Genomic DNA, 18,359 nt, shown 5'->3' on the forward strand with positions numbered 1-18,359 from the left:
GAAGCGGTTTCTTTTTGGTTGGCATACATGCACCTCTTACTCATGTTATGCCCGAACACAAAATTTCTGACACCCTCTTAAAGCCGGGTCCAGCCGATCACAACCATCAGCCACCGTTCAGTCCCAATAGCCACTCACTAAAAGCCCGAATCTCTACCTGCCGCTCCCGCCCCGGCACGCACACCACCGTATACCGAGCGCCCTCCAAACGCACCTCAGGTCGATAGTCGATCAATTGCCCGCGCGCAACCGCCTCAGCCACCAGAACGTTGCTCGCGAGCACCAGCCCATGTCCGGCAATCGCCGCCTGCAGGGCATGTTGTTCTTCGTCATAACGTCGTAAACGAGCGTTATCCAGCCAAGTCAGGGTGCCGGCCTTGACGCACCAGGCAGGCCAGTCAACCGCCACGTTTGCGCCGCTTAGCCAAGGCACGTCGATCAGTTCGATGGGTGAACCCGCTGTCGGCGGTTGCCAGTCGGGGCGGCTATACACGCCAAAGTACTCGTCCAGCAAAGGCTGTTCGAACAGGTGTGGGTCGGGGGCGAAGAGGGCGCGGATTGCCAGATCGATGCTGGCGTCACGCCGCAGGTCTATCACGTCGTTGCTGCTGTGCAACCGGATGTCGATCTCCGGGTGCAGCCGATGAAAATCCCCCAGCCGCGGTATCAGCCACAGGCTGGCGAACGCCGGCGTTGTACTCACCGTCAGGGATTGCGCGGCACAAGTCGGTGAAAGCATTTGTAGACCGTGCTGGAGATCGAGCAAGGCGCGATGTACATGAGGGTGAAGGCGTTCGCCGGCGGCGCTCAGGCGCACGTTTTGGCTGGAGCGTTCGAACAGTTGCACACCGAGGAACGTTTCAAGGCTTTTGATCTGGTGGGATATCGCCGCGGGGCTGACGTTCAATTCTTGGGCCGCTGCCTTGAAGCTGCCCAACCGTGCGGCGGACTCGAAGCCGCGCAGGGCGGTGAGGGGCAGTTTGGCGAACATGGGCGGCAGGATTACTCAGGCTGAGCGTGGTTCAATTTAGCTCAATTGTGCGCGGAGGCTCAACTTGCCAGGCTGTGGGCTTCTCACCCTCAACCCGAGAGAGCCACGATGCAAGGTACCTCCCGCAAGATTCTCCAGGCGATCCTCTATGAGGTCGGCGGCGTGTTATTCGTAGCGCCTGCCCTGGCGCTTACCTACGGCCAGGGTTTGGTTTATTCGACCCAGCTGTCATTGGTGATTTCCGCCGTGGCGCTGGCCTGGAACATGCTGTTCAATGGCCTGTTCGAGTGGTGGGAGCGCCGCCAGTGCTGTCGCCAGCGCAATTGGCGACGACGCTTGCTTCATTCCTTGGGGTTCGAGGGGGGGCTGACGTTGATTCTCACTCCCGTGGTTGGGGCGTGGCTCGGCATCGGCCTTTGGCTGGCACTGGTCACCAATCTGGGACTGTTTGTGTTTTTCTTCTTCTATTCGCTGGTTTTTCAATGGATGTTTGATCGAGTGTTCGATGTGCCACTTTCGGCGCAGCCCGATCAGGATGTTATGGCCAGCGCCAACACCCCCTGAGTCAGTTTCTAATGCGGCAGCTCTTGGACAAGGCGTCGGGGGTTGTCGTTTCTTGTTGGTATTAAGCATGCTCGCCGTTCTAAGCCGGGATAAACGGTTGTCGATGAATTTTATTCGGGTGATCTAATTTAGTAATTATAAGGATATTGCAAATGCGGAGGTCGGATAAGCAGGTTTAAGTATGATTCGATAATCAGAAACGCGACTCGGATGGCTATCGGGGGATGCTGGTTTTTAAGTAGGGGAAGGCCTACCTGTAATCAGCAAAGTTCAGGGTTCAATAAGATCCAGATAGGAAAAAATGCTGGCTAAGTCATCATGCAGTCATAGTCTTTCTCCTAGAAAGATGAGAGGGGAAATCTTTTGTTAAATCTCCATTGAAAGATGGTGACAAAGTGACACTACTTATGAATAATCCGCCGCCAGGATTACACCGCCATATTGTTGGCGGTGCGTGTTGCTTAACTTACTGCCCGCTTGAGAATGTTCATGTCCAATCGCTCTCTGCACTCCAAGTTATTCTCGACGGCCCTGATTGGGACCGTCGTCGTCATGGCATTGTTGTTGGGTTCCATCGCTTATATTTCTTACGGTTCGTCAGTCAAGGTAACCCGTGCGCTGGTCGACGCTATTATCAAAGCCAATGTCGAGACGGTGGAGGGGGAGTTGGGGGTCGCTTTTGCCGTGGCGGAGTCCCTTGGTAGTGCCGGCTCCGCGATGCAACAGCAGAATGTCGATCGCAAGACCGCGGATGCCGTGACTCGTCGAATCTTCGAGGCCAACCCGCAGTTGTTTGGCCTCGCGACGTATTGGGAGCCCAATGCGTTCGATAACAAGGACAGTGAGTACGTCAATCAGCCGAATCACGATGCCACGGGTCGTTACCTGACTTACTGGCAGCGCGCGACGGGCTCCGTTCAATCGGAAGCGCTCACCGGTTATTTCCCGGAAGATGCGAGCAATCAGTATTACTACCAGCCGGTGCGCAGCCGTCAACCGTGGGCCTCCGAACCGTATATCTACAGTACGGGAAGTGGCCAGAAAGTCATGATGGTATCGGTGATGGTGCCATTGTTGCGGGATGGAAAAGCGTTGGGCGCGGCGGGTGCCGATCTTTCCCTTGACAGCATCAGCCGTCAGTTGGCGAAGATCGATGCTTACAAGGGATATGGCGCACTGTTGTCCAGCAACGGTGTATACGCCAGTCATCCTGATGCAAAGCGCTTGAACCAGCCGGCCGACGACTTGCCGACAGCGGCCAGGGATGCGATCAAGGCCGGTCAGCCATACAGCTTCCAGCGCGATGGCTGGAGCTATCAACTGCAGCCGGTGCATATCGGCAAGGCGCCAAATACCTGGTCCTTGATGGTCGCCTACCCGATGGCAGAGGCGACGGCGGACATTAACGAGTTCCTCTATACCGCCATCGTTATCGGTCTGGTGGCATTGCTGGCATTGGCGATTGTGCTTTGGTATCTGCTGGGGTGGCAGATTCGTCCGTTATCAGGCTTGACGACCGGCATTCAGGCCTGGGGCGGTGAGTTGGGTTTGCGTTTTCAACAGCGCAGCGGCGATGAAACCGGCAAATTGGCTGCCGCGTTCAACCAGTTCATCCAGCGCCTGAGCGACCTGGTGGGATCGATTCGTACCAGTAGCGTCGCACTGATGAAAATCTCCGATCATTTGGGCGATACGACTCAGGCTGTTGCCGAACGAGCGGCTTCGCAGCACACCGCGACTGAAGAAATGGCCAGCGGCGTCACCGCACTGGCACACTCGGTGACCGAAATGTCGCAGCAGGCCGACGACGTTGAACAGTTGGCGCGCAACACTGAGGCGTTGACCTCGCATATCTCCGAAGAGATGAACCAGACATTGGCCGGGATCACTCGCATTGACCAGACCATGGATGTTGTTGCCGGCGCTGTGGGCGATCTGGAAAAACGCTCTCAGCAAATTGCCGGGATCATTGCGGTGATTCGTAGCATCGCCGACCAGACCAATCTCCTGGCACTGAACGCTGCGATCGAAGCCGCACGGGCAGGGGAGCAAGGTCGTGGTTTCGCCGTGGTGGCGGACGAAGTGCGGCAGCTGGCGGAGCACACCAGTCGTTCGACCCGTGAAATCGGCGACATGATTGGTGCTATCGGTTCGGATGTACACAACACCGTTGCCAACGTTCAACAGGTCGGAGAAGCGGTGCGCCAAGGGGTCGCTCAACTGACCACTTCCTCCCGGGGTGTCGATCAGATTCGCCAGCATGCGCAGGATATCCTGACGCGCATCAGCGAAGTCGCGCGTCAGACCCAGAGCCAGGCCGCAACCGGCGAGCAGTTGTCGGTCGCCATCCAGGGCGTCAGCCGAATCTCCGAGCAGAACGACCATGCGATCCGCCATCTGCTCGATCAGTCCGTGCAATTGCGCAGTCAGGCCAGTTCGTTGAGCCAGCAGTTGACTCAATTCAAGGACTGATATTGCCTCAACGGGCGACTGATGAATCGCCCGTTATCCAGTTATCAAGTGCTCTGCTCATGCATTAATATTCCTTCCCAAAAAATTCAGGAGCATGTCGTGAGAAACAGATTCGTGATAGGTGGGTTTTTTCTGCTGATGGCCATGACTGCTCAATCTGCCTACAGCAGGGGGGTGGACAAGTCTGAAGAGAATGCCGAATTGCTGTCTCGAATCCTCGATGGCAACGATGCCTTGAACCAGGCATCTGAATTTTCGACTGAGCATCGTACGGTCAACATCTCCATAGACGGATCGGAAGAGGACGCCAAGAAGTTTTGCTCGCAGATCAGCGCCATCGTCGAGCAGCACGGCCTGTCTTTTTCAAAAGGCTGGGTGGTGGTGATCGCGTCGCCCAGCGCTGACTATGAAATTACCAACACGTGCCCGTTGTAGTGCGCGAGCTGCAAAAGAACGCCCCTTGTCCGCTATTGAGCAACTGATGAAATCTTTCTTAGGCGCGTTGACCGTTATGTTGTTGACCGGGTGTTCGACGCTTTCCGAAACCTTTGGCGATCGCCCCATGTGTGGCCCTCATCCCTATTGTGGAACCTCCACGGATGTTGAGCTGATCAAGGCTGCCACGGATGAAAGCGCCGGAGTCCTGCGCGTGCTGGTGCCGCTGGCGGTGATTGACCTGCCGTTCAGCCTGGTTGCCGATACGCTGTTCCTGCCGTACACCGCGTTTGCTTCAGAGCCTGCTCGAGATTGATGGGTGTGAGCCGAACGGCTGTTATCCACAAATAAAAAGCCCGCACACTCATCGCGAGGTGCGGGCTCTTGCCAACCCAGGCCTGCAATCAGAGGCGCATGCCTTTGAACGGGTTCCAGCCTTGTTCACCTTTCACTTCTTTGAGGTAGTACGCGTAGTTGGTCGAGAGCGCATACATCATCGACATGGCGATGCTCAGGCCGGTGTTCAAGGGGCGCGGGAACTCCATGCCGATGACCGCGAATATCACGCTCAATACAATGTTGATCGCCACGATGATGCCGATCAGGGCGAGGTTTTTCTTCCACAGGCCCAAGACGAACAGGTAAATGGGGCCGAAGAAAAACGCGATCACGTTGGCGTTGATCAGCAGTTTTTTCTTGAAGCCCGGCAGCGTCTTGAGGGCTTCCTTGTAGCGCGGGTCATTGGGCGCGCCGTAGGTTTCAAAGAAGTCAAAGCGTTCCTGCCACTTGGCGCTGTATTTACCGCTGCTTTGCACGTTTTCGGTGGTGCTCATGTTCAAGGCTCCTGCTTTCCATGAATGTTTTTTTCTTCCAAGAAATCCTGTGCTCGGTTCTGGAGCATGGATAGCTTTGTTTTTTGACGAGGGTTTCAACTGCATCGCCAGTGGCGTTTATTTTGCCGCTTTATGGTTGTTTGGGTAGGGCTTTGCGCCCTGGCAACTTAAGTGGTCGTCGGGTCTGTGATGCGTTTCACTCTATTGGCTTCAATGGTTCCTACTGTTCCAAGGCTGTCAGGTAGTCAGTCGCCTTCCGATACTTTCAATCCGGTCCAGGTCTGATGCCACCTATACTCGTTGCCCGGGCCCGGCCATTCGTCGGTGCCGTCATGGACGAGGAAGTCAACATGGCCGCCACCAGCAGCACACTTGCTCCAAAGGACGAAAGTGGGATTGTCAGCGCTTTGAATGGAGTCGTCACAAAAACAGAAGTCATTGCCGAGGCCATAAGGACTGGCCGTCACATAGACGTATGGTTGGTGCGAGGAGGGAGCGCGACAGGTTGCAACGCGGCAGTCACCACCAAAAGTGCAGGAGGAGAGCCGCCGAATGTGGCTTGTGGAGCGCCGACAATGCAACAGATGATCAGCCAGGTAGGGGGATCCCAGCCTGGGATACCTCAGGAAAAATTGCCAGAGTTCACCTCTGTCGCGGCCAATTCAGCGAAGTGGGCACGACGTGGCGGGTGGCTCGTGGTACAGATCAATACGAGGTATTTGATTGCCGGGGATGCCGGGGAAAGTGGGTGGATTTGCTTGAAGAATGCGCCACTGGTTTCAGCGGTCTTTCTGCCGCACCCCACACCGGTGTCTGCGCAGGAAGGAAAAGCGCTCCCTAATGCAGATTGAAGCAGGGCTGGAGCGTTCGAGCACAAGGCATGTCGCCCGTTCACGAGCGGGCGACTCATGAGTCAATGTCGGGGTCAAAAAGCCAGGGCTGCCGTCTCCCCACACGAACGGTCTTGTACCCCTACCAGCAGATGCAATGGCATTTCCTGGGTGGTTTGTGTGGACGGCCTCTCAAAGCTGGCGACTATCTGGCTTTGAAGCGCACTCAACCGTATCGACTCTTGCTCCTTTGCCTTTGCCATTCTCGCGTGGTTCGCTGCGATTTCGTTAAGCGTTGACACGGTATATCTCCGTTTGCTGACCAAGCATTGATGAGTGTGCCGCCGCGTCAGAGAGACGTCGTTCCGGGCTGTTGGGCCAACCCAAGCAAGGCCTGAGCCAGGCCCGACGGGCTGTTGGTTACCACATTCGTCAGGTGACGAACGGCAGGAGCCCAGCCAGGCAGGCAACGACACGGGCAACGTTGCCACTATGTCTCACCAATAAGTCACTGATAATACAAAGCGCTTTTGATGACGACTGAGCAACACACTGCTCTTAGGCTCTGTACGAAACGTCTTGAGACGAAGGTCAGGCTGTTTTCAACGCAGCATGAACGAGTATCAAGGCTTTTCGTACCGAGCCTAGGGGAGGAGAGCGGGGTGATGGGGAACTAGTGTCAACGTTAACGTCTACATTGATAGGGCAATATCCTTTTTTTCGAGGACCACCATGCTCAAATCGCGCTCATTGATTGTTGCCGTTACCTGTTTCGCTCTTGTAGCGGGCCCCGCGACGGTTGTCGCGGACCCGGGTAACGGCAAGGGAAATGCTCAATTCGATCAAGGCCCGGGTCAAGGACAAGGTAAAGGCGGGCACGGTAATAAAGGCGGGCAGGGCAATGCCGGAAACAAGGGTAACCAGGGCGGCAAGGGTTACTCGTCCGGTGGCGGTGGGGGCGATTGGCACAATGGCCCGAGCATCGACCGCAGCGGGATTCTTGGCGTGATTGGCGGCTATCGCGATTATTGGAGCCCCGGCCCGGCACTGCCGCCCGGTATCCAGAAAAATCTCGCCCGGGGCAAGCCGTTGCCTCCCGGCATCGCCAAGAAGCTCGATGGACGCCTGTTGGGGCGGCTGCCGCACTACGACGGTTATGAATGGCAGCAGGTGGGCACCGATCTGATCCTGGTGGCGATCGCTACCGGCATCATCTATGAAGTGCTCAACGGCGCGTTCGATTGACTCACTGGTCCCAATAAAATGAAGGGCAGCCTCTTTGGAGGCTGCCCTTGCATCAGTTTTCGACCTGCCGCAAGCGTTTGTACAAGGTGTTGCGGCTGACGCCGAGCCGTCGCGCCAGGTGTGAAATATTCCCGCCCACGGCCTGTAACTGACGGTTCAAGTCCTCGACGTCGTTCAAGTCCACCGTCAACGGTTCCGGGGTTTCCACCGGTTCCATCTCCAGGTCGACGAAGAAGTCATCCGGCAGGTGTTCCGGGCGGATCGGTTGTTCCTCGGCCATCGCCAGGGCCACTTGCAACACGCTGCTGACTTGGCGCAGGTTGCCTGGCCATGGATGGCGCTCGAACAATTCCATCACTTCGCGGCTCAGGCCGGCCCATTGCGTGGGTTCGCGGTGGTGTTCCCACAGGCGTTTGAACAGGGCCTGTTTGTCGCTGCGTTCGCGCAGGGGCGGCAGTTCCAGGGTCAGGCCGCCGATGCGGTAGTACAGGTCTTCGCGGAACCGGCCCAGTTGTACTTGTTCGCGCAGCGAGCGGTTGGTGGCGGAGATGATGCGGATATCCACCGGGAACAGTTCGGCGCTGCCCACCGGTTGCACGCAACGCTCCTGCAAGACCCGTAGCAGGCGGGCCTGGGTCGGCAGGGGCATGTCGCCGATTTCGTCGAGGAACAGCGTGCCACGATCCGCTTTGCGGATCAGGCCGATGCTGCCTTTCTGATTGGCGCCGGTGAAGGCGCCTTTTTCATAGCCGAACAATTCCGATTCCACCAACTCAGCGGGAATGGCCGCGCAGTTGACCGCAATGAACGGCTGCTTGCAGCGCGAACTGGCCTGGTGCAGCGCTTTGACGAACACTTCCTTGCCCACGCCGGTTTCGCCGTGGATCAGCAGCGGAATGTCCTTTTCCAGCAAACGCTCGGCCTGGCGCACGGCTTTTTCCACCCGGTTGTCGCCAAAGTGCAGGGAGTTGAGGCTGATGATATCGCCGGCCGGGGCAGACGCAGACGCAGGGGCAGGTGCGGGCGTTGGTTCGGTGAACAGACGGGGCTTGATCGACACCTGTTTCGGCCGCTTGAGCAGGCATTGAAAACGGTTTCGCCCGGCCGCTTGCAGGGAGAACGGCAGGCCGTCGGGCTGGTTGAGCAGTTCCATCAACGAGACCTTGAACAGGCTTTCGATGCTGACCCGCGACAGGCTCAGGCCCAGCAGGTTGTCGGCCCGGCGATTGGCGGAAAGCACCTGGCCGCTCTCGTCGAAAATCAGCAGCCCGGCCCATTGGCTGTCGAGGTTGTTCAAGCCGGTGTTGAAGGTCAGCTGGAAGTGTTCGCCGCGGAACAGGTTGAGGATCAACCGGTTCTCCACGGTCTGGCTCATCATCTTGACCATGCCCAGGGTATGGGAGGGGGGCAGGTAGCTGTCGCTGGACACGTCCAGCACGGCGATGACCTTGCGCTCGGCGTCGAAGATCGGCGCGGCGGAGCCGGTCATGAAACGGTTGGCCTTGAGGAAGTGTTCGTCATGCTCGATGTGCACCGCCTGCTCACAGGCCAGCGCGGTGCCGATGGCGTTGGTGCCGGTGCAGCGCTCCATCCAGCTCGCCCCGGCGCTGAAGCCGTGGGCCAGTTTCGGTTCGATGAAGCGCTGGGTGCCCCAGGAGGTCAGTACCTGGCCCTGGTTATCGGCCAGCATGATCAGGCAATTGGAGTTGCTGAGGATGTTCTCATAGTACGGCAACACTTCCTGGTGGGTGGTCTGCACCAGCGAATGCTGGCTCTCCAGCAACTGGGCGATGCCCTCGGCGGGTAATTGGTCGAAAGCGGGCACGCTCTGATGGTTCAGGCCAAAGGCGCGGCAGCGAGACCAGGAGGCCTGGATGATGGCGTCGTGGGACAAGGCAGGAGCTGGTGCGGCCATGGGGCTCTCTCGCAGAAGCTGTTTTTATTGTTGTGGTGAGTTTCGCACAGACTCCTTGTGCCGGGGCTGCTCCAGTCCAGGAAAATGCTCATTCATTGTTGTTCAGAATTGTTCATTGTCAATCGGCGAATTGTTCAGTTGTTCAATCATGCCTGTTCACTTGTGTTCATCCGTGAACGCATTTTTCCTACGGAAATCATTAAAGCCCAATAAATTCAGCGTGTTGAAGATTCTGGCACGCCTTTCGCTTTTAAGCTTCGGTCGCTTGACTCCAAAAATAAAAAGGCCGAGCCATGTCATTAACGCTTGAGCACATCTGTCGCACCGTCGAGGGCCAGCCCTGGATCGACGATGCGAACCTGAGTTTCGAACCCGGATCCTTCAATGTCCTGCTGGGCCGTACCCTGTCCGGCAAGACCAGTCTCATGCGGCTGATGGCCGGCCTGGACAAACCCGACAGCGGTCGCGTCCTGATGAACGGCGTCGACGTGACCAAGCGCCCGGTGCGGCTGCGCAACGTGTCGATGGTCTATCAGCAGTTCATCAATTACCCGACCATGACCGTCTTCGAGAACATTGCCTCGCCCCTGCGCCAGGCCGGTGTGTCGAACGAGATCATCCAGGACAAGGTCCTGCAGACCGCCCGCATGCTGCGGATCGAAAAATTCCTCAAGCGCTATCCCCTGGAACTGTCCGGCGGCCAGCAGCAGCGCACGGCCATGGCCCGGGCGCTGGTCAAGGACGCCGAGCTGATCCTGTTCGACGAGCCCCTGGTGAACCTGGACTATAAGCTGCGCGAAGAACTGCGCCAGGAAATGCGGGAACTGTTCCAGGCCCGCCACACCATCGCCGTGTACGCCACCACCGAGCCCAACGAAGCCCTGGCCCTGGGTGGTACTACGACGATTCTTCACGAGGGTCGGGTGATCCAGAGCGGCAAATCGTCCTCGGTGTATCACCAGCCGCAAACCGTGCTGGCCGCCGAGCTGTTTTCCGAGCCACCGATCAACCTGATGCCCGGGCGCATCGCCGGCAACGAAGTGAGTTTCGCCAATTTCGTGCACTTCCCGCTGAACGTCGACCTGCGGCCAGTGGGCGAGGGAGAGTTCCGTTTCGGCGTGCGTCCCAGCCACATCTCCCTGGTGCCGAGCAACGACGACGACCTGGAACTGGCGGTGACCGTCGAGGTCGCCGAGATCAGCGGTTCGGAAACGTTCCTGCATGTGCGCAACGAACATTTCCTGTTGGTGCTGCATTTGCCCGGCGTGCATGAGTACGACGTCGATGCGCCGATCCGCATCTACATCCCGACCCACAAACTGTTTGTCTTCGATGCCCAGGGCAAGTTGGTCCAGGCACCGGGCCAGCGTATCGCGAGGGTTGCCTGATGGCTGAAATTCGTTTGCAGAACCTCGCCCACAGCTACACCAGCACCCCGGCGGGCCCCGAGGACTACGCGATCCGCGAGATGAACCACATCTGGGAACAGGGCGGCGCCTATGCCTTGCTCGGGCCTTCGGGCTGCGGCAAATCCACCTTGCTCAACATCATTTCCGGCCTGCTCAGCCCTTCCGAGGGGCAGGTGATGTTCGACAGCAAGATCGTCAACGAGCTGTCTCCGGAGCGGCGCAACATCGCCCAGGTGTTCCAGTTCCCGGTGGTCTACGACACCATGACGGTGTTCGACAACCTGGCGTTCCCGCTGCGCAACCAAGGCATGGCCGAGGCGCGCATCCACACCAAGGTGCAGGAAATCGCTGAGGTCCTGGACCTGCAGAACCTGCTGGATAAAAAGGCCCGCAACCTCACCGCCGACGAAAAACAGAAGGTCTCCATGGGGCGCGGGCTGGTGCGCGACGATGTGTCGGCGATCCTGTTCGACGAGCCGCTGACGGTGATCGACCCGCACCTGAAATGGAAGCTGCGGCGCAAGCTCAAGCAGATCCACGAGCAGTTCAACATCACCATGGTCTACGTCACCCACGATCAGTTGGAGGCCTCGACCTTCGCCGACAAGATCGCGGTGATGTATGGCGGCCAGATCGTGCAGTTCGGCACGCCCCGTGAATTGTTCGAGCGCCCGAGCCACACCTTCGTCGGCTATTTCATCGGCAGCCCGGGGATGAACCTGATCGAGGTCACGCCGCAACCTGGCGGCGTCGGCTTCGGGTCGACCGTCTTGCCGTTGTCCGACACCTTGCAACAGCGCGTGGCCGAAGCCGAGGGCAAGCGCCTGAAGGTCGGTATTCGCCCGGAGTTCGTCCACGTCTGGGACGGGCCCTATGACGACGCGATGCGCGCCGATGTGGTCCACGTCGAAGACCTGGGCACCTACAAGATCCTGACCCTCAAACTCGATGGCGTGCCGCTGAAGGTGCGCCTGGCCGAAGACAAACCGGTGCCCGCCGGCACGGCGTACATCAGTTTTCCGGCGCAGTGGTTGATGGTCTATGCCGACGAATACCTGCTGGAACCCTTGAGCGAGGTGCAGCCATGAACAAGGTGCAGAACAACAAGGCCTGGTGGTTGGTGCTGCCAGTGTTCCTGCTGGTGGCTTTCAGCGCCGTGATCCCGATGATGACCGTGGTCAACTATTCGGTGCAGGACATTTTCGACCAGTCCAGCCGCTACTTCGTCGGTGCCGATTGGTACAAGCAGGTGCTACTCGACCCACGGCTGCATGACTCGCTGCTGCGTCAGTTCATCTACTCGGCGTGCGTGCTGCTGATTGAAATTCCCCTGGGCATCGCCATTGCCCTGACCATGCCGACCAAGGGCAAATGGTCGTCCCTGGTGCTGATCATCCTGGCGATCCCGCTGCTGATCCCGTGGAACGTGGTGGGCACCATCTGGCAGATCTTCGGCCGCGCCGACATCGGCCTGCTGGGGTCGTTCCTCAACGCCTTGGGCATCAACTACAACTATGCGGCCAATACCATGGACGCCTGGGTCACCGTGCTGGTGATGGACGTCTGGCACTGGACCTCGTTGGTGGCGCTGTTGTGCTATTCCGGGCTGCGGGCGATTCCCGACGTGTACTACCAGGCCGCGCGGATCGACCGGGCGTCCAACTGGGCGGTGTTCCGGCACATCCAATTGCCGAAGATGAAGAGCGTGCTGCTGATCGCGGTGATGCTGCGCTTCATGGACAGCTTCATGATCTACACCGAGCCGTTCGTGCTCACCGGCGGCGGGCCGGGCAACGCCACCACGTTCCTCAGCCAGACCCTGACGCAGATGGCCATCGGCCAATTCGACCTGGGGCCGGCGGCGGCGTTTTCGCTGGTGTATTTCCTGATCATCCTGTTGGTGTCGTGGCTGTTCTACACCGCCATGACGCACTCCGACGCCAACCGTTGAGGCCCGCCCAATGAACAAGAGAAAGCTGATCCCGTTGCTGATCTACATCCTGTTCCTGCTGGTGCCCATCTACTGGCTGCTGAACATGTCGTTCAAGAGCAACACCGAGATCCTCGGCAGCCTGACCCTGTGGCCCCAGGACTTCACCTTCCACAACTACAAGGTGATCTTCACCGACCCGAGCTGGTACAGCGGTTACCTCAACTCGCTGTACTACGTGAGCCTGAACACGGTGATTTCCTTGGGCGTCGCGCTGCCGGCGGCCTATGCGTTCTCGCGCTATCGGTTCCTGGGGGACAAGCATCTGTTTTTCTGGTTGCTGACCAACCGCATGGCGCCGCCGGCGGTGTTCCTGTTGCCATTCTTCCAGTTGTATTCGTCCATCGGGTTGTTCGACACCCACATCGCGGTGGCCCTGGCTCACTGCCTGTTCAATGTGCCGCTGGCGGTGTGGATCCTCGAAGGCTTCATGTCCGGGGTACCGAAAGAAATCGACGAGACCGCCTACATTGACGGCTACAGTTTCCCCAAGTTCTTCGCCAGGATCTTCATCCCGTTGATCGGCTCCGGCATCGGCGTCACGGCCTTTTTCTGCTTCATGTTTTCCTGGGTCGAATTGCTGCTGGCCCGCACGCTGACCTCGGTGAATGCCAAGCCGATCGCGGCGGTCATGACCCGCACGGTGTCGGCGTCCGGTATCGACTGGGGCGTGCTGGCGGCGGCGGGGGTGTTGACCATCCTGCCGGGCATGCTGGTGATCTGGTTCGTTCGCAACCACGTGGCCAAGGGCTTTGCCCTGGGCCGGGTCTGAGGAGTCGATGATGGAATGGATGAACTGGACCGTCCCCACGGCGGCCTTCTTTGGCGTCATCGCCTTGCTGCTGGCAGGCATGACCACGTGGGAATTGCGTTCGCCGAGCGTCCCTCGGCGCGGTTTCCTGCCGATTGCCACCACCCGTGGCGATCGGTTGTTTATCGGTCTTCTCGGTAGCGCCTACCTGCATCTGCTGGTGATCGGCGCCACCGACTGGAGCATCTGGATAGCGTTCGCGTTGTCCTGGGTGTGGCTGTTGGCAGTGATGCGGTGGGGCTAGTCGCGACAGACGATCGACGCTCAGCTCTTAAATCCAAACAGGAGGTCTCTATGTTCGATAAAAACAATAAGCTGCGACATAGCGTTTCATTGGCAGCCATGCTGGCACTCAGCGGGCTGAGTGCTGCGGCCTGGGCCGACGCCTATGAAGACGCCGCTAAAAAATGGATCGGCAGTGAATTCAAGCCGTCAACCCTGACAGCCGAGCAGCAGCTCGAAGAACTCAAGTGGTTCATCAAGGCGTCCGAGCCGTTTCGCGGGATGAAAATCAACGTGGTGTCGGAAACCATCGCCACCCACGAATATGAATCCAAGGTGCTGGCCAAGGCCTTCAGTGAAATCACCGGGATCCAGCTGACCCACGACCTGCTGCAGGAAGGCGACGTGGTGGAGAAGCTGCAGACCCAGATGCAGTCGGACAAGAATATCTACGACGGCTGGGTCAACGATTCGGACCTGATCGGCACGCACTTTCGCTATGGCAAGACCGAAGCGATCACCGACCTGATGGCCAACGAGGGCAAGAATTTCACCTCGCCGACCTTGGACCTGAAGGACTTCATTGGCACGTCGTTCACCACCGCGCCGGACGGCAAGCTTTATCAGTTGCCCGACCAGCAGTTCGCCAACCTCTACTGGTTCCGCGCCGACTGGTTCGAGCGGCCGGAGCTGAAGGCCAAGTTCAAGGAAAAATATGGCTACGAGCTGGGCGTACCGGTGAACTGGTCGGCCTATGAAGACATCGCCAAGTTCTTCTCCGAGGACGTCAAGGAGATCGACGGCAAGCGCGTCTACGGCCACATGGACTACGGCAAGAAAGACCCGTCCCTGGGCTGGCGTTTCACCGATGCCTGGTTCTCCATGGCTGGTGGTGGCGACAAGGGCCTGCCCAACGGCTTGCCGGTGGATGAATGGGGCATTCGCGTCGAGGATTGCCATCCGGTCGGTTCCAGCGTGACCCGCGGCGGCGACACCAACGGTCCTGCGGCCGTGTTCGCCACCACCAAATATGTGGACTGGATGAAGAAGTACGCGCCACCGGAAGCGGCGGGCATGACCTTCTCCGAATCCGGCCCGGTGCCGGCCCAAGGCAACATCGCCCAGCAGATTTTCTGGTACACCGCCTTCACCGCTGACATGACCAAGCCGGGCTTGCCCGTGGTGAACGCCGATGGCACGCCGAAATGGCGGATGGCGCCTTCGCCGCGCGGTCCGTATTGGGAAGAAGGCATGAAGCTGGGGTATCAGGACGTAGGGTCCTGGACTTTCATGAAGTCCACGCCTGAGAAGCAGAAACTCGCCGCCTGGCTCTATGCCCAGTTCGTGACGTCGAAAACCGTGTCGCTGAAGAAAACCATCGTTGGCCTGACGCCGATTCGCGAGTCGGACATCAACTCGCAGGCGCTGACCGACCTGGCGCCGAAGCTGGGTGGCCTGGTGGAGTTCTATCGCAGCCCGGCCCGCGTGCAATGGACCCCGACCGGGACCAACGTGCCGGACTATCCACGTCTCGCGCAACTGTGGTGGAGCCACATCGCCGAAGCTGCCAGCGGCGAGAAGACTCCGCAACAGGCACTCGACGGCCTGGCCAAGGATCAGGACGCGATCATGACCCGTCTGGAACGCTCCAAGGCCCAAGCCACCTGCGCGCCGAAAATGAACCCCGAGCGCGACGCGCAATACTGGTTCGACCAACCGGGTGCACCGAAGCCGAAACTGGCGAACGAGAAACCGAAAGGCGAAACCGTGAGCTACGCCGAGCTGCTGAAATCCTGGGAGGCAGCCCGCAAGTAAGCATCCCCTGCAATAAAAAAACGGCACCGAAAGGTGCCGTTCATGTTTCTAGGGCGGCTTTGCACAACCAGGCCAGCGAGTGCCGCTTCAGGTGAGAAATGAGGGTAAAAGCATCGAGGTGATTCGCTGTTCGAGGCAAAAAGCGTTTTAGCGGATTTGGTAATGGGATTACGGCTTGCCCTGAGCCTAAATCGTTGTGGGGTTCGAGACGTGACCGGGCTGCGCACATAGATCTATGCCTAATGCATGTAGCACCTTGAGTACAGTATCGAAACGTGGTTTCGCACCGGGAGCAAACGCTTTGTAAAGGCTTTCGCGACCCATGCCGGAGTCTTTGGCAATCTGTGCCATGCCTCTTGCTTTGGCAACGTAGCCAATGGCTCGCAAAAACTCTTCGTTATCACCGTCCGCCAATACTTGGGAAAGGTATTCGCTGATGGCTTCATCGCTGTCAAGCAATGTTGCCAGATCGAATGCAATCAGGGTCTGGCTCATACCTGTACCTCCTTCGCCATTTTTTTTGCTCGTCTGATATCCACTGCTTGAGATGATTTATTCCCTCCCGCCAGCAAGACGATAATCACGCCTTTACGTTGGGTGAAGTAAATACGATAACCGGCGCCGATATCCACACGCATTTCCGAGATGCCTTCGCCTAACGTCTTGAAGTCACCCAAGTTGCCCGTTGAGGCACGATCAATACGACGTGCGATTGCAATTTTAGCTCGCAAGTCACGGACTGAAGCATGCCATTGAAGGAACGTTGACGTCTGCTGGATAAGATAATTCATTTGAGAAATGTATCCAAATAGATACATTCTGATCAAGCATAGAGCCTCGGGCTTTGCTTGTCCTGATGTAACCGCCATCCCCACGAATCAATGCACATCCCCATACTCAGACAACCCCACCCCCCGCACCTCCCGGCTATAGGCCACCTTGGGCACGCCCTCCAGGCGTTTTTGCAGCACTTGGGTCAGGGAGTTGCCCGGCGGCAGGCTGGCGTCGCCGAAGTCGTCGTCCAGGTCCAGCGGATGGACGATCACTTCAAGCGAGCCACGGGGTGGCGGTGCGGCGTGGTCCAGGTCGGCGGGGGTGCAGATGTAGTCGGCCGTCGCGCCGCAGAGGCTGCGCAAGCGGTGGTTGAACAGGGTCTTGAAGACGCGCTTGGGCAGCGTCAGGTTCGCTCCCAGGTTACGCGCCAGTCGGATGGGCACGCCATGGCGGGCGGCGAAGCGCGCGACGATTTCGCCGACGGGCCAGATGTTGTGCACGTGCTGGTGGGAGTCGAGGTGGCTGGGGCGCAGGCCATGGTCCAGGCTGTGTTGCCATTGGGCTCGCAACTCCTCTTCCACGGCGGCGATGTCCTGCGGGCCCAGGCGCAGGCAATAGCGGGAAAGGTTCAGGTCGAATTCGCCATTGGCGTTGCAGAACGTCCGGCGCGAGGCAATTGCCTGGCCCAAGGGCGAACCGTAACTGAGGTTGAAGTGCAGGCCGATGCGTCCGTTGAGCAACGGTTGGCGGGCCAGTTCGCAGGCCTGTTCGAAGCCTGGCATGTTGGCCATGGCCGTGGCGGAACTGATCACACCGGCCTCAAAGGCCCGCAGGATGAGTGCGTTTTCGCTGAGGCTGAGCCCGAAGTCGTCAGCGTTGATGATCACTCGATGGGGCATGCACGTTCTCCTGGCGCTGTTGGGCCGGCGATGGGGCTGTTGCGGCGGCTTGTCCGCCCGGGCGCTTGCGCAGCCAGGGCTTGAGGCTTTTCCATAGCCGCAGGACACCTCCCAGGATCAGGCCACCAGGCTGCCAGGAGTAAAAGCTCCAGCGCCAGTGTTCCAGTTGACCGGTCATGCGTTCATGCAATTGATGGCTGGAGTTTTCCAGGCTGACCCGTGAAGCATCGACCCAGTGCCAGTTATCGTCCAGCCCCCAGCGAATCCACTCCTCGAGCAAGACCCGACCACTGCCCAGGTCGGCATGTTCCGGCAGGAACGCCAGGTTGTAATCGTATAGCCGTCCTTGATCCAGCAAGCCTAGGCGATAACTGATGCAGCGTCCCTCCAGCTCCAGCATCACGACCCGCACCAGGCCTTCGGCGGCGAGGGCGGTGAAGGCATGGTTGATCCACTGCTGATGCCTGGGCTCGGAGAAGATGCCGACACCTTTCTCGCCCTTCCAGCTGGCCGCTTCGACAGCGGCCAGGTCCCGTAGCAAGGGTCCCATGCTGATGGCATCGGGCGTCACCCGGCGGATCTCGGCCCCGCAGGCGGCAATGCGCTTGCGGGCCCGGCGCAGCTTGTAGCGAGGGGCGCCGGGGATTTCCTGGCGATCACTGTCACTGATCAGATGCACCGGTACCCGGCAGCTCAGTCGCCGTTCGCCGGTGGAACTCAACGCCATCCAGCTGCTGAGCACGCTTTGTTCGCCGACCGGCTCGGACACTTCATTCAATTGAAGCAGTGCGTGGGGCAGGTGTTGGCGAATCTGCATCAGCGCCTGGCCCATGCCCGTCGCGTCCAGGCGGGCCAGCACCGCGATGCGGTCGGTTAACGGATAACCCAGATGGCGCAACACCCGAAAGCGCAGGCCGCCGATGCGCTCGCGCGTCGAGACCAGCGGCAGGCACAGGCACAAGTCCTGGTCCTGCCAGCCGAGCAGCACGTTCAACTGTTGGTCAGGCAGCAAGGCGAACTGCGCCGCTTGCAACCAGGCCAGGCTATTGAACGGCGTGGTGTCGGCCACCTGGGCGCACAGCTGCTCATAAGCGCTCGTGGGAAAATCCGCAGCGCCCAGGGAGGTGCACCATTGGAACCGGATCGCCATGGGC

Annotated in this window: 19 protein-coding genes; 12 read left to right on the forward strand and 7 right to left on the reverse strand. The window is 58.9% G+C overall.

All coding sequences use genetic code 11. The features are described 5' to 3' along the window. Positions 1-106: 106 nt before the first annotated feature. On the reverse strand, positions 107-991 hold the full coding sequence (locus N4Q37_RS22155) for a LysR substrate-binding domain-containing protein (RefSeq protein ID WP_260961769.1): 885 nt from the start codon (positions 989-991) through the stop codon (positions 107-109). Positions 992-1,099: 108 nt separating this feature from the next. Between N4Q37_RS22155 and N4Q37_RS22160 the strand changes: the two genes are divergently transcribed. From N4Q37_RS22160 to N4Q37_RS22175, 4 genes are all read left to right on the forward strand, one after another. Beyond that, a complete protein-coding gene (locus N4Q37_RS22160; RefSeq protein WP_260961770.1) occupies positions 1,100-1,555 on the forward strand; it encodes a PACE efflux transporter in 456 nt (151 codons plus the stop codon). Between the two features lie 489 nt (positions 1,556-2,044). Next, positions 2,045-4,027, forward strand: coding sequence for a methyl-accepting chemotaxis protein (locus tag N4Q37_RS28135; RefSeq protein WP_260961773.1), 1,983 nt, complete (start codon positions 2,045-2,047; stop codon positions 4,025-4,027). Between the two features lie 21 nt (positions 4,028-4,048). After that, positions 4,049-4,462: a hypothetical protein gene (locus N4Q37_RS22170; protein ID WP_260961774.1), complete on the forward strand. Its 414-nt coding sequence runs from the start codon at positions 4,049-4,051 to the stop codon at positions 4,460-4,462. Positions 4,463-4,487: 25 nt separating this feature from the next. Continuing rightward, positions 4,488-4,778, forward strand: coding sequence for a YceK/YidQ family lipoprotein (locus N4Q37_RS22175; RefSeq protein ID WP_260961775.1), 291 nt, complete (start codon positions 4,488-4,490; stop codon positions 4,776-4,778). A gap of 88 nt (positions 4,779-4,866) precedes the next feature. Here the strand turns inward: N4Q37_RS22175 and N4Q37_RS22180 are convergent, their stop codons facing one another. After that, positions 4,867-5,295, reverse strand: a complete 429-nt coding sequence (locus N4Q37_RS22180; protein WP_260961776.1) for a DUF2628 domain-containing protein — start codon at positions 5,293-5,295, stop codon at positions 4,867-4,869. A 332-nt stretch (positions 5,296-5,627) separates the two neighbouring features. On the opposite strand from N4Q37_RS22180, the gene N4Q37_RS22185 reads away from it, so the two are divergent. Then, complete coding sequence (locus tag N4Q37_RS22185; protein WP_260961777.1) at positions 5,628-6,146, forward strand: DUF4765 family protein; 519 nt, start codon at positions 5,628-5,630, stop codon at positions 6,144-6,146. Positions 6,147-6,857: 711 nt separating this feature from the next. Then, complete coding sequence (locus N4Q37_RS22195) at positions 6,858-7,370, forward strand: RcnB family protein (protein ID WP_260961779.1); 513 nt, start codon at positions 6,858-6,860, stop codon at positions 7,368-7,370. A gap of 52 nt (positions 7,371-7,422) precedes the next feature. On the opposite strand, the gene N4Q37_RS22200 is transcribed toward N4Q37_RS22195, so the two are convergent. Beyond that, on the reverse strand, positions 7,423-9,285 hold the full coding sequence (locus N4Q37_RS22200) for a sigma-54-dependent Fis family transcriptional regulator (protein WP_260961780.1): 1,863 nt from the start codon (positions 9,283-9,285) through the stop codon (positions 7,423-7,425). Between the two features lie 293 nt (positions 9,286-9,578). On the opposite strand from N4Q37_RS22200, the gene N4Q37_RS22205 reads away from it, so the two are divergent. The 6 genes from N4Q37_RS22205 to N4Q37_RS22230 are packed head-to-tail and all read left to right on the forward strand — an operon-like array spanning position 9,579 to position 15,532. Further along, entirely contained in the window at positions 9,579-10,673 is a 1,095-nt protein-coding gene (locus N4Q37_RS22205; protein ID WP_260961781.1) for an ABC transporter ATP-binding protein, read from the forward strand. After that, positions 10,673-11,782 (forward strand): ABC transporter ATP-binding protein, encoded by a 1,110-nt coding sequence (locus tag N4Q37_RS22210; protein WP_260961782.1) that lies wholly within the window; start codon positions 10,673-10,675, stop codon positions 11,780-11,782. The genes N4Q37_RS22205 and N4Q37_RS22210 overlap by 1 nt, the downstream gene beginning before the upstream one ends. Beyond that, the gene (locus N4Q37_RS22215; protein WP_260961784.1) at positions 11,779-12,645 is read left to right on the forward strand and encodes a carbohydrate ABC transporter permease; all 867 of its coding nucleotides are present in this window, start codon (positions 11,779-11,781) and stop codon (positions 12,643-12,645) included. Before N4Q37_RS22210 ends, N4Q37_RS22215 begins: the two co-directional genes overlap by 4 nt. Before the next feature lie 10 nt (positions 12,646-12,655). Further along, positions 12,656-13,456 carry a carbohydrate ABC transporter permease gene (locus N4Q37_RS22220; RefSeq protein WP_260961785.1) on the forward strand — a complete coding sequence of 267 codons (801 nt, stop codon included), beginning with the start codon at positions 12,656-12,658 and terminating at the stop codon, positions 13,454-13,456. A 10-nt stretch (positions 13,457-13,466) separates the two neighbouring features. Continuing rightward, positions 13,467-13,739: a DUF2160 domain-containing protein gene (locus tag N4Q37_RS22225; protein WP_260961786.1), complete on the forward strand. Its 273-nt coding sequence runs from the start codon at positions 13,467-13,469 to the stop codon at positions 13,737-13,739. Between the two features lie 50 nt (positions 13,740-13,789). Next, complete coding sequence (locus N4Q37_RS22230) at positions 13,790-15,532, forward strand: ABC transporter substrate-binding protein (protein WP_260961787.1); 1,743 nt, start codon at positions 13,790-13,792, stop codon at positions 15,530-15,532. A 186-nt stretch (positions 15,533-15,718) separates the two neighbouring features. Here N4Q37_RS22230 and N4Q37_RS22235 read toward each other — a convergent pair whose 3' ends face one another. The 4 genes from N4Q37_RS22235 to N4Q37_RS22250 form a co-directional block, all read right to left on the reverse strand. Further along, on the reverse strand, positions 15,719-16,027 hold the full coding sequence (locus N4Q37_RS22235; RefSeq protein ID WP_260961788.1) for an addiction module antidote protein: 309 nt from the start codon (positions 16,025-16,027) through the stop codon (positions 15,719-15,721). Beyond that, positions 16,024-16,323 (reverse strand): type II toxin-antitoxin system RelE/ParE family toxin, encoded by a 300-nt coding sequence (locus N4Q37_RS22240; protein WP_260961789.1) that lies wholly within the window; start codon positions 16,321-16,323, stop codon positions 16,024-16,026. Before N4Q37_RS22240 ends, N4Q37_RS22235 begins: the two co-directional genes overlap by 4 nt. Before the next feature lie 87 nt (positions 16,324-16,410). Next, a complete protein-coding gene (locus N4Q37_RS22245; protein WP_260961790.1) occupies positions 16,411-17,205 on the reverse strand; it encodes a ChbG/HpnK family deacetylase in 795 nt (264 codons plus the stop codon). Beyond that, positions 17,177-18,355, reverse strand: coding sequence for a GNAT family N-acetyltransferase (locus tag N4Q37_RS22250; protein WP_260961791.1), 1,179 nt, complete (start codon positions 18,353-18,355; stop codon positions 17,177-17,179). The genes N4Q37_RS22245 and N4Q37_RS22250 overlap by 29 nt, the downstream gene beginning before the upstream one ends. Between the last annotated feature and the right edge of the window lie 4 nt (positions 18,356-18,359).

Origin of the sequence: Pseudomonas citri (assembly GCF_025336485.1) — a bacterium.
GTDB lineage: Bacteria > Pseudomonadota > Gammaproteobacteria > Pseudomonadales > Pseudomonadaceae > Aquipseudomonas > Aquipseudomonas citri.

Bases quoted from the DNA above. Each gene is read 5' to 3' on its own strand.
- N4Q37_RS22180 (WP_260961776.1), bottom strand. From the start codon at position 5,295: ATGAGCACCACCGAAAACGTGCAAAGCAGCGGTAAATACAGCGCCAAG.
- N4Q37_RS22160 (WP_260961770.1), top strand. From the start codon at position 1,100: ATGCAAGGTACCTCCCGCAAGATTCTCCAGGCGATCCTCTATGAGGTC.
- N4Q37_RS22240 (WP_260961789.1), bottom strand. From the start codon at position 16,323: ATGAATTATCTTATCCAGCAGACGTCAACGTTCCTTCAATGGCATGCT.
- N4Q37_RS22185 (WP_260961777.1), top strand. From the start codon at position 5,628: ATGGACGAGGAAGTCAACATGGCCGCCACCAGCAGCACACTTGCTCCA.
- N4Q37_RS22250 (WP_260961791.1), bottom strand. From the start codon at position 18,355: ATGGCGATCCGGTTCCAATGGTGCACCTCCCTGGGCGCTGCGGATTTT.
- N4Q37_RS22205 (WP_260961781.1), top strand. From the start codon at position 9,579: ATGTCATTAACGCTTGAGCACATCTGTCGCACCGTCGAGGGCCAGCCC.
- N4Q37_RS28135 (WP_260961773.1), top strand. From the start codon at position 2,045: ATGTCCAATCGCTCTCTGCACTCCAAGTTATTCTCGACGGCCCTGATT.
- N4Q37_RS22200 (WP_260961780.1), bottom strand. From the start codon at position 9,285: ATGGCCGCACCAGCTCCTGCCTTGTCCCACGACGCCATCATCCAGGCC.
- N4Q37_RS22230 (WP_260961787.1), top strand. From the start codon at position 13,790: ATGTTCGATAAAAACAATAAGCTGCGACATAGCGTTTCATTGGCAGCC.
- N4Q37_RS22220 (WP_260961785.1), top strand. From the start codon at position 12,656: ATGAACAAGAGAAAGCTGATCCCGTTGCTGATCTACATCCTGTTCCTG.
- N4Q37_RS22195 (WP_260961779.1), top strand. From the start codon at position 6,858: ATGCTCAAATCGCGCTCATTGATTGTTGCCGTTACCTGTTTCGCTCTT.
- N4Q37_RS22225 (WP_260961786.1), top strand. From the start codon at position 13,467: ATGGAATGGATGAACTGGACCGTCCCCACGGCGGCCTTCTTTGGCGTC.
- N4Q37_RS22155 (WP_260961769.1), bottom strand. From the start codon at position 991: ATGTTCGCCAAACTGCCCCTCACCGCCCTGCGCGGCTTCGAGTCCGCC.
- N4Q37_RS22210 (WP_260961782.1), top strand. From the start codon at position 10,673: ATGGCTGAAATTCGTTTGCAGAACCTCGCCCACAGCTACACCAGCACC.
- N4Q37_RS22245 (WP_260961790.1), bottom strand. From the start codon at position 17,205: ATGCCCCATCGAGTGATCATCAACGCTGACGACTTCGGGCTCAGCCTC.
- N4Q37_RS22235 (WP_260961788.1), bottom strand. From the start codon at position 16,027: ATGAGCCAGACCCTGATTGCATTCGATCTGGCAACATTGCTTGACAGC.
- N4Q37_RS22215 (WP_260961784.1), top strand. From the start codon at position 11,779: ATGAACAAGGTGCAGAACAACAAGGCCTGGTGGTTGGTGCTGCCAGTG.
- N4Q37_RS22170 (WP_260961774.1), top strand. From the start codon at position 4,049: ATGAATCGCCCGTTATCCAGTTATCAAGTGCTCTGCTCATGCATTAAT.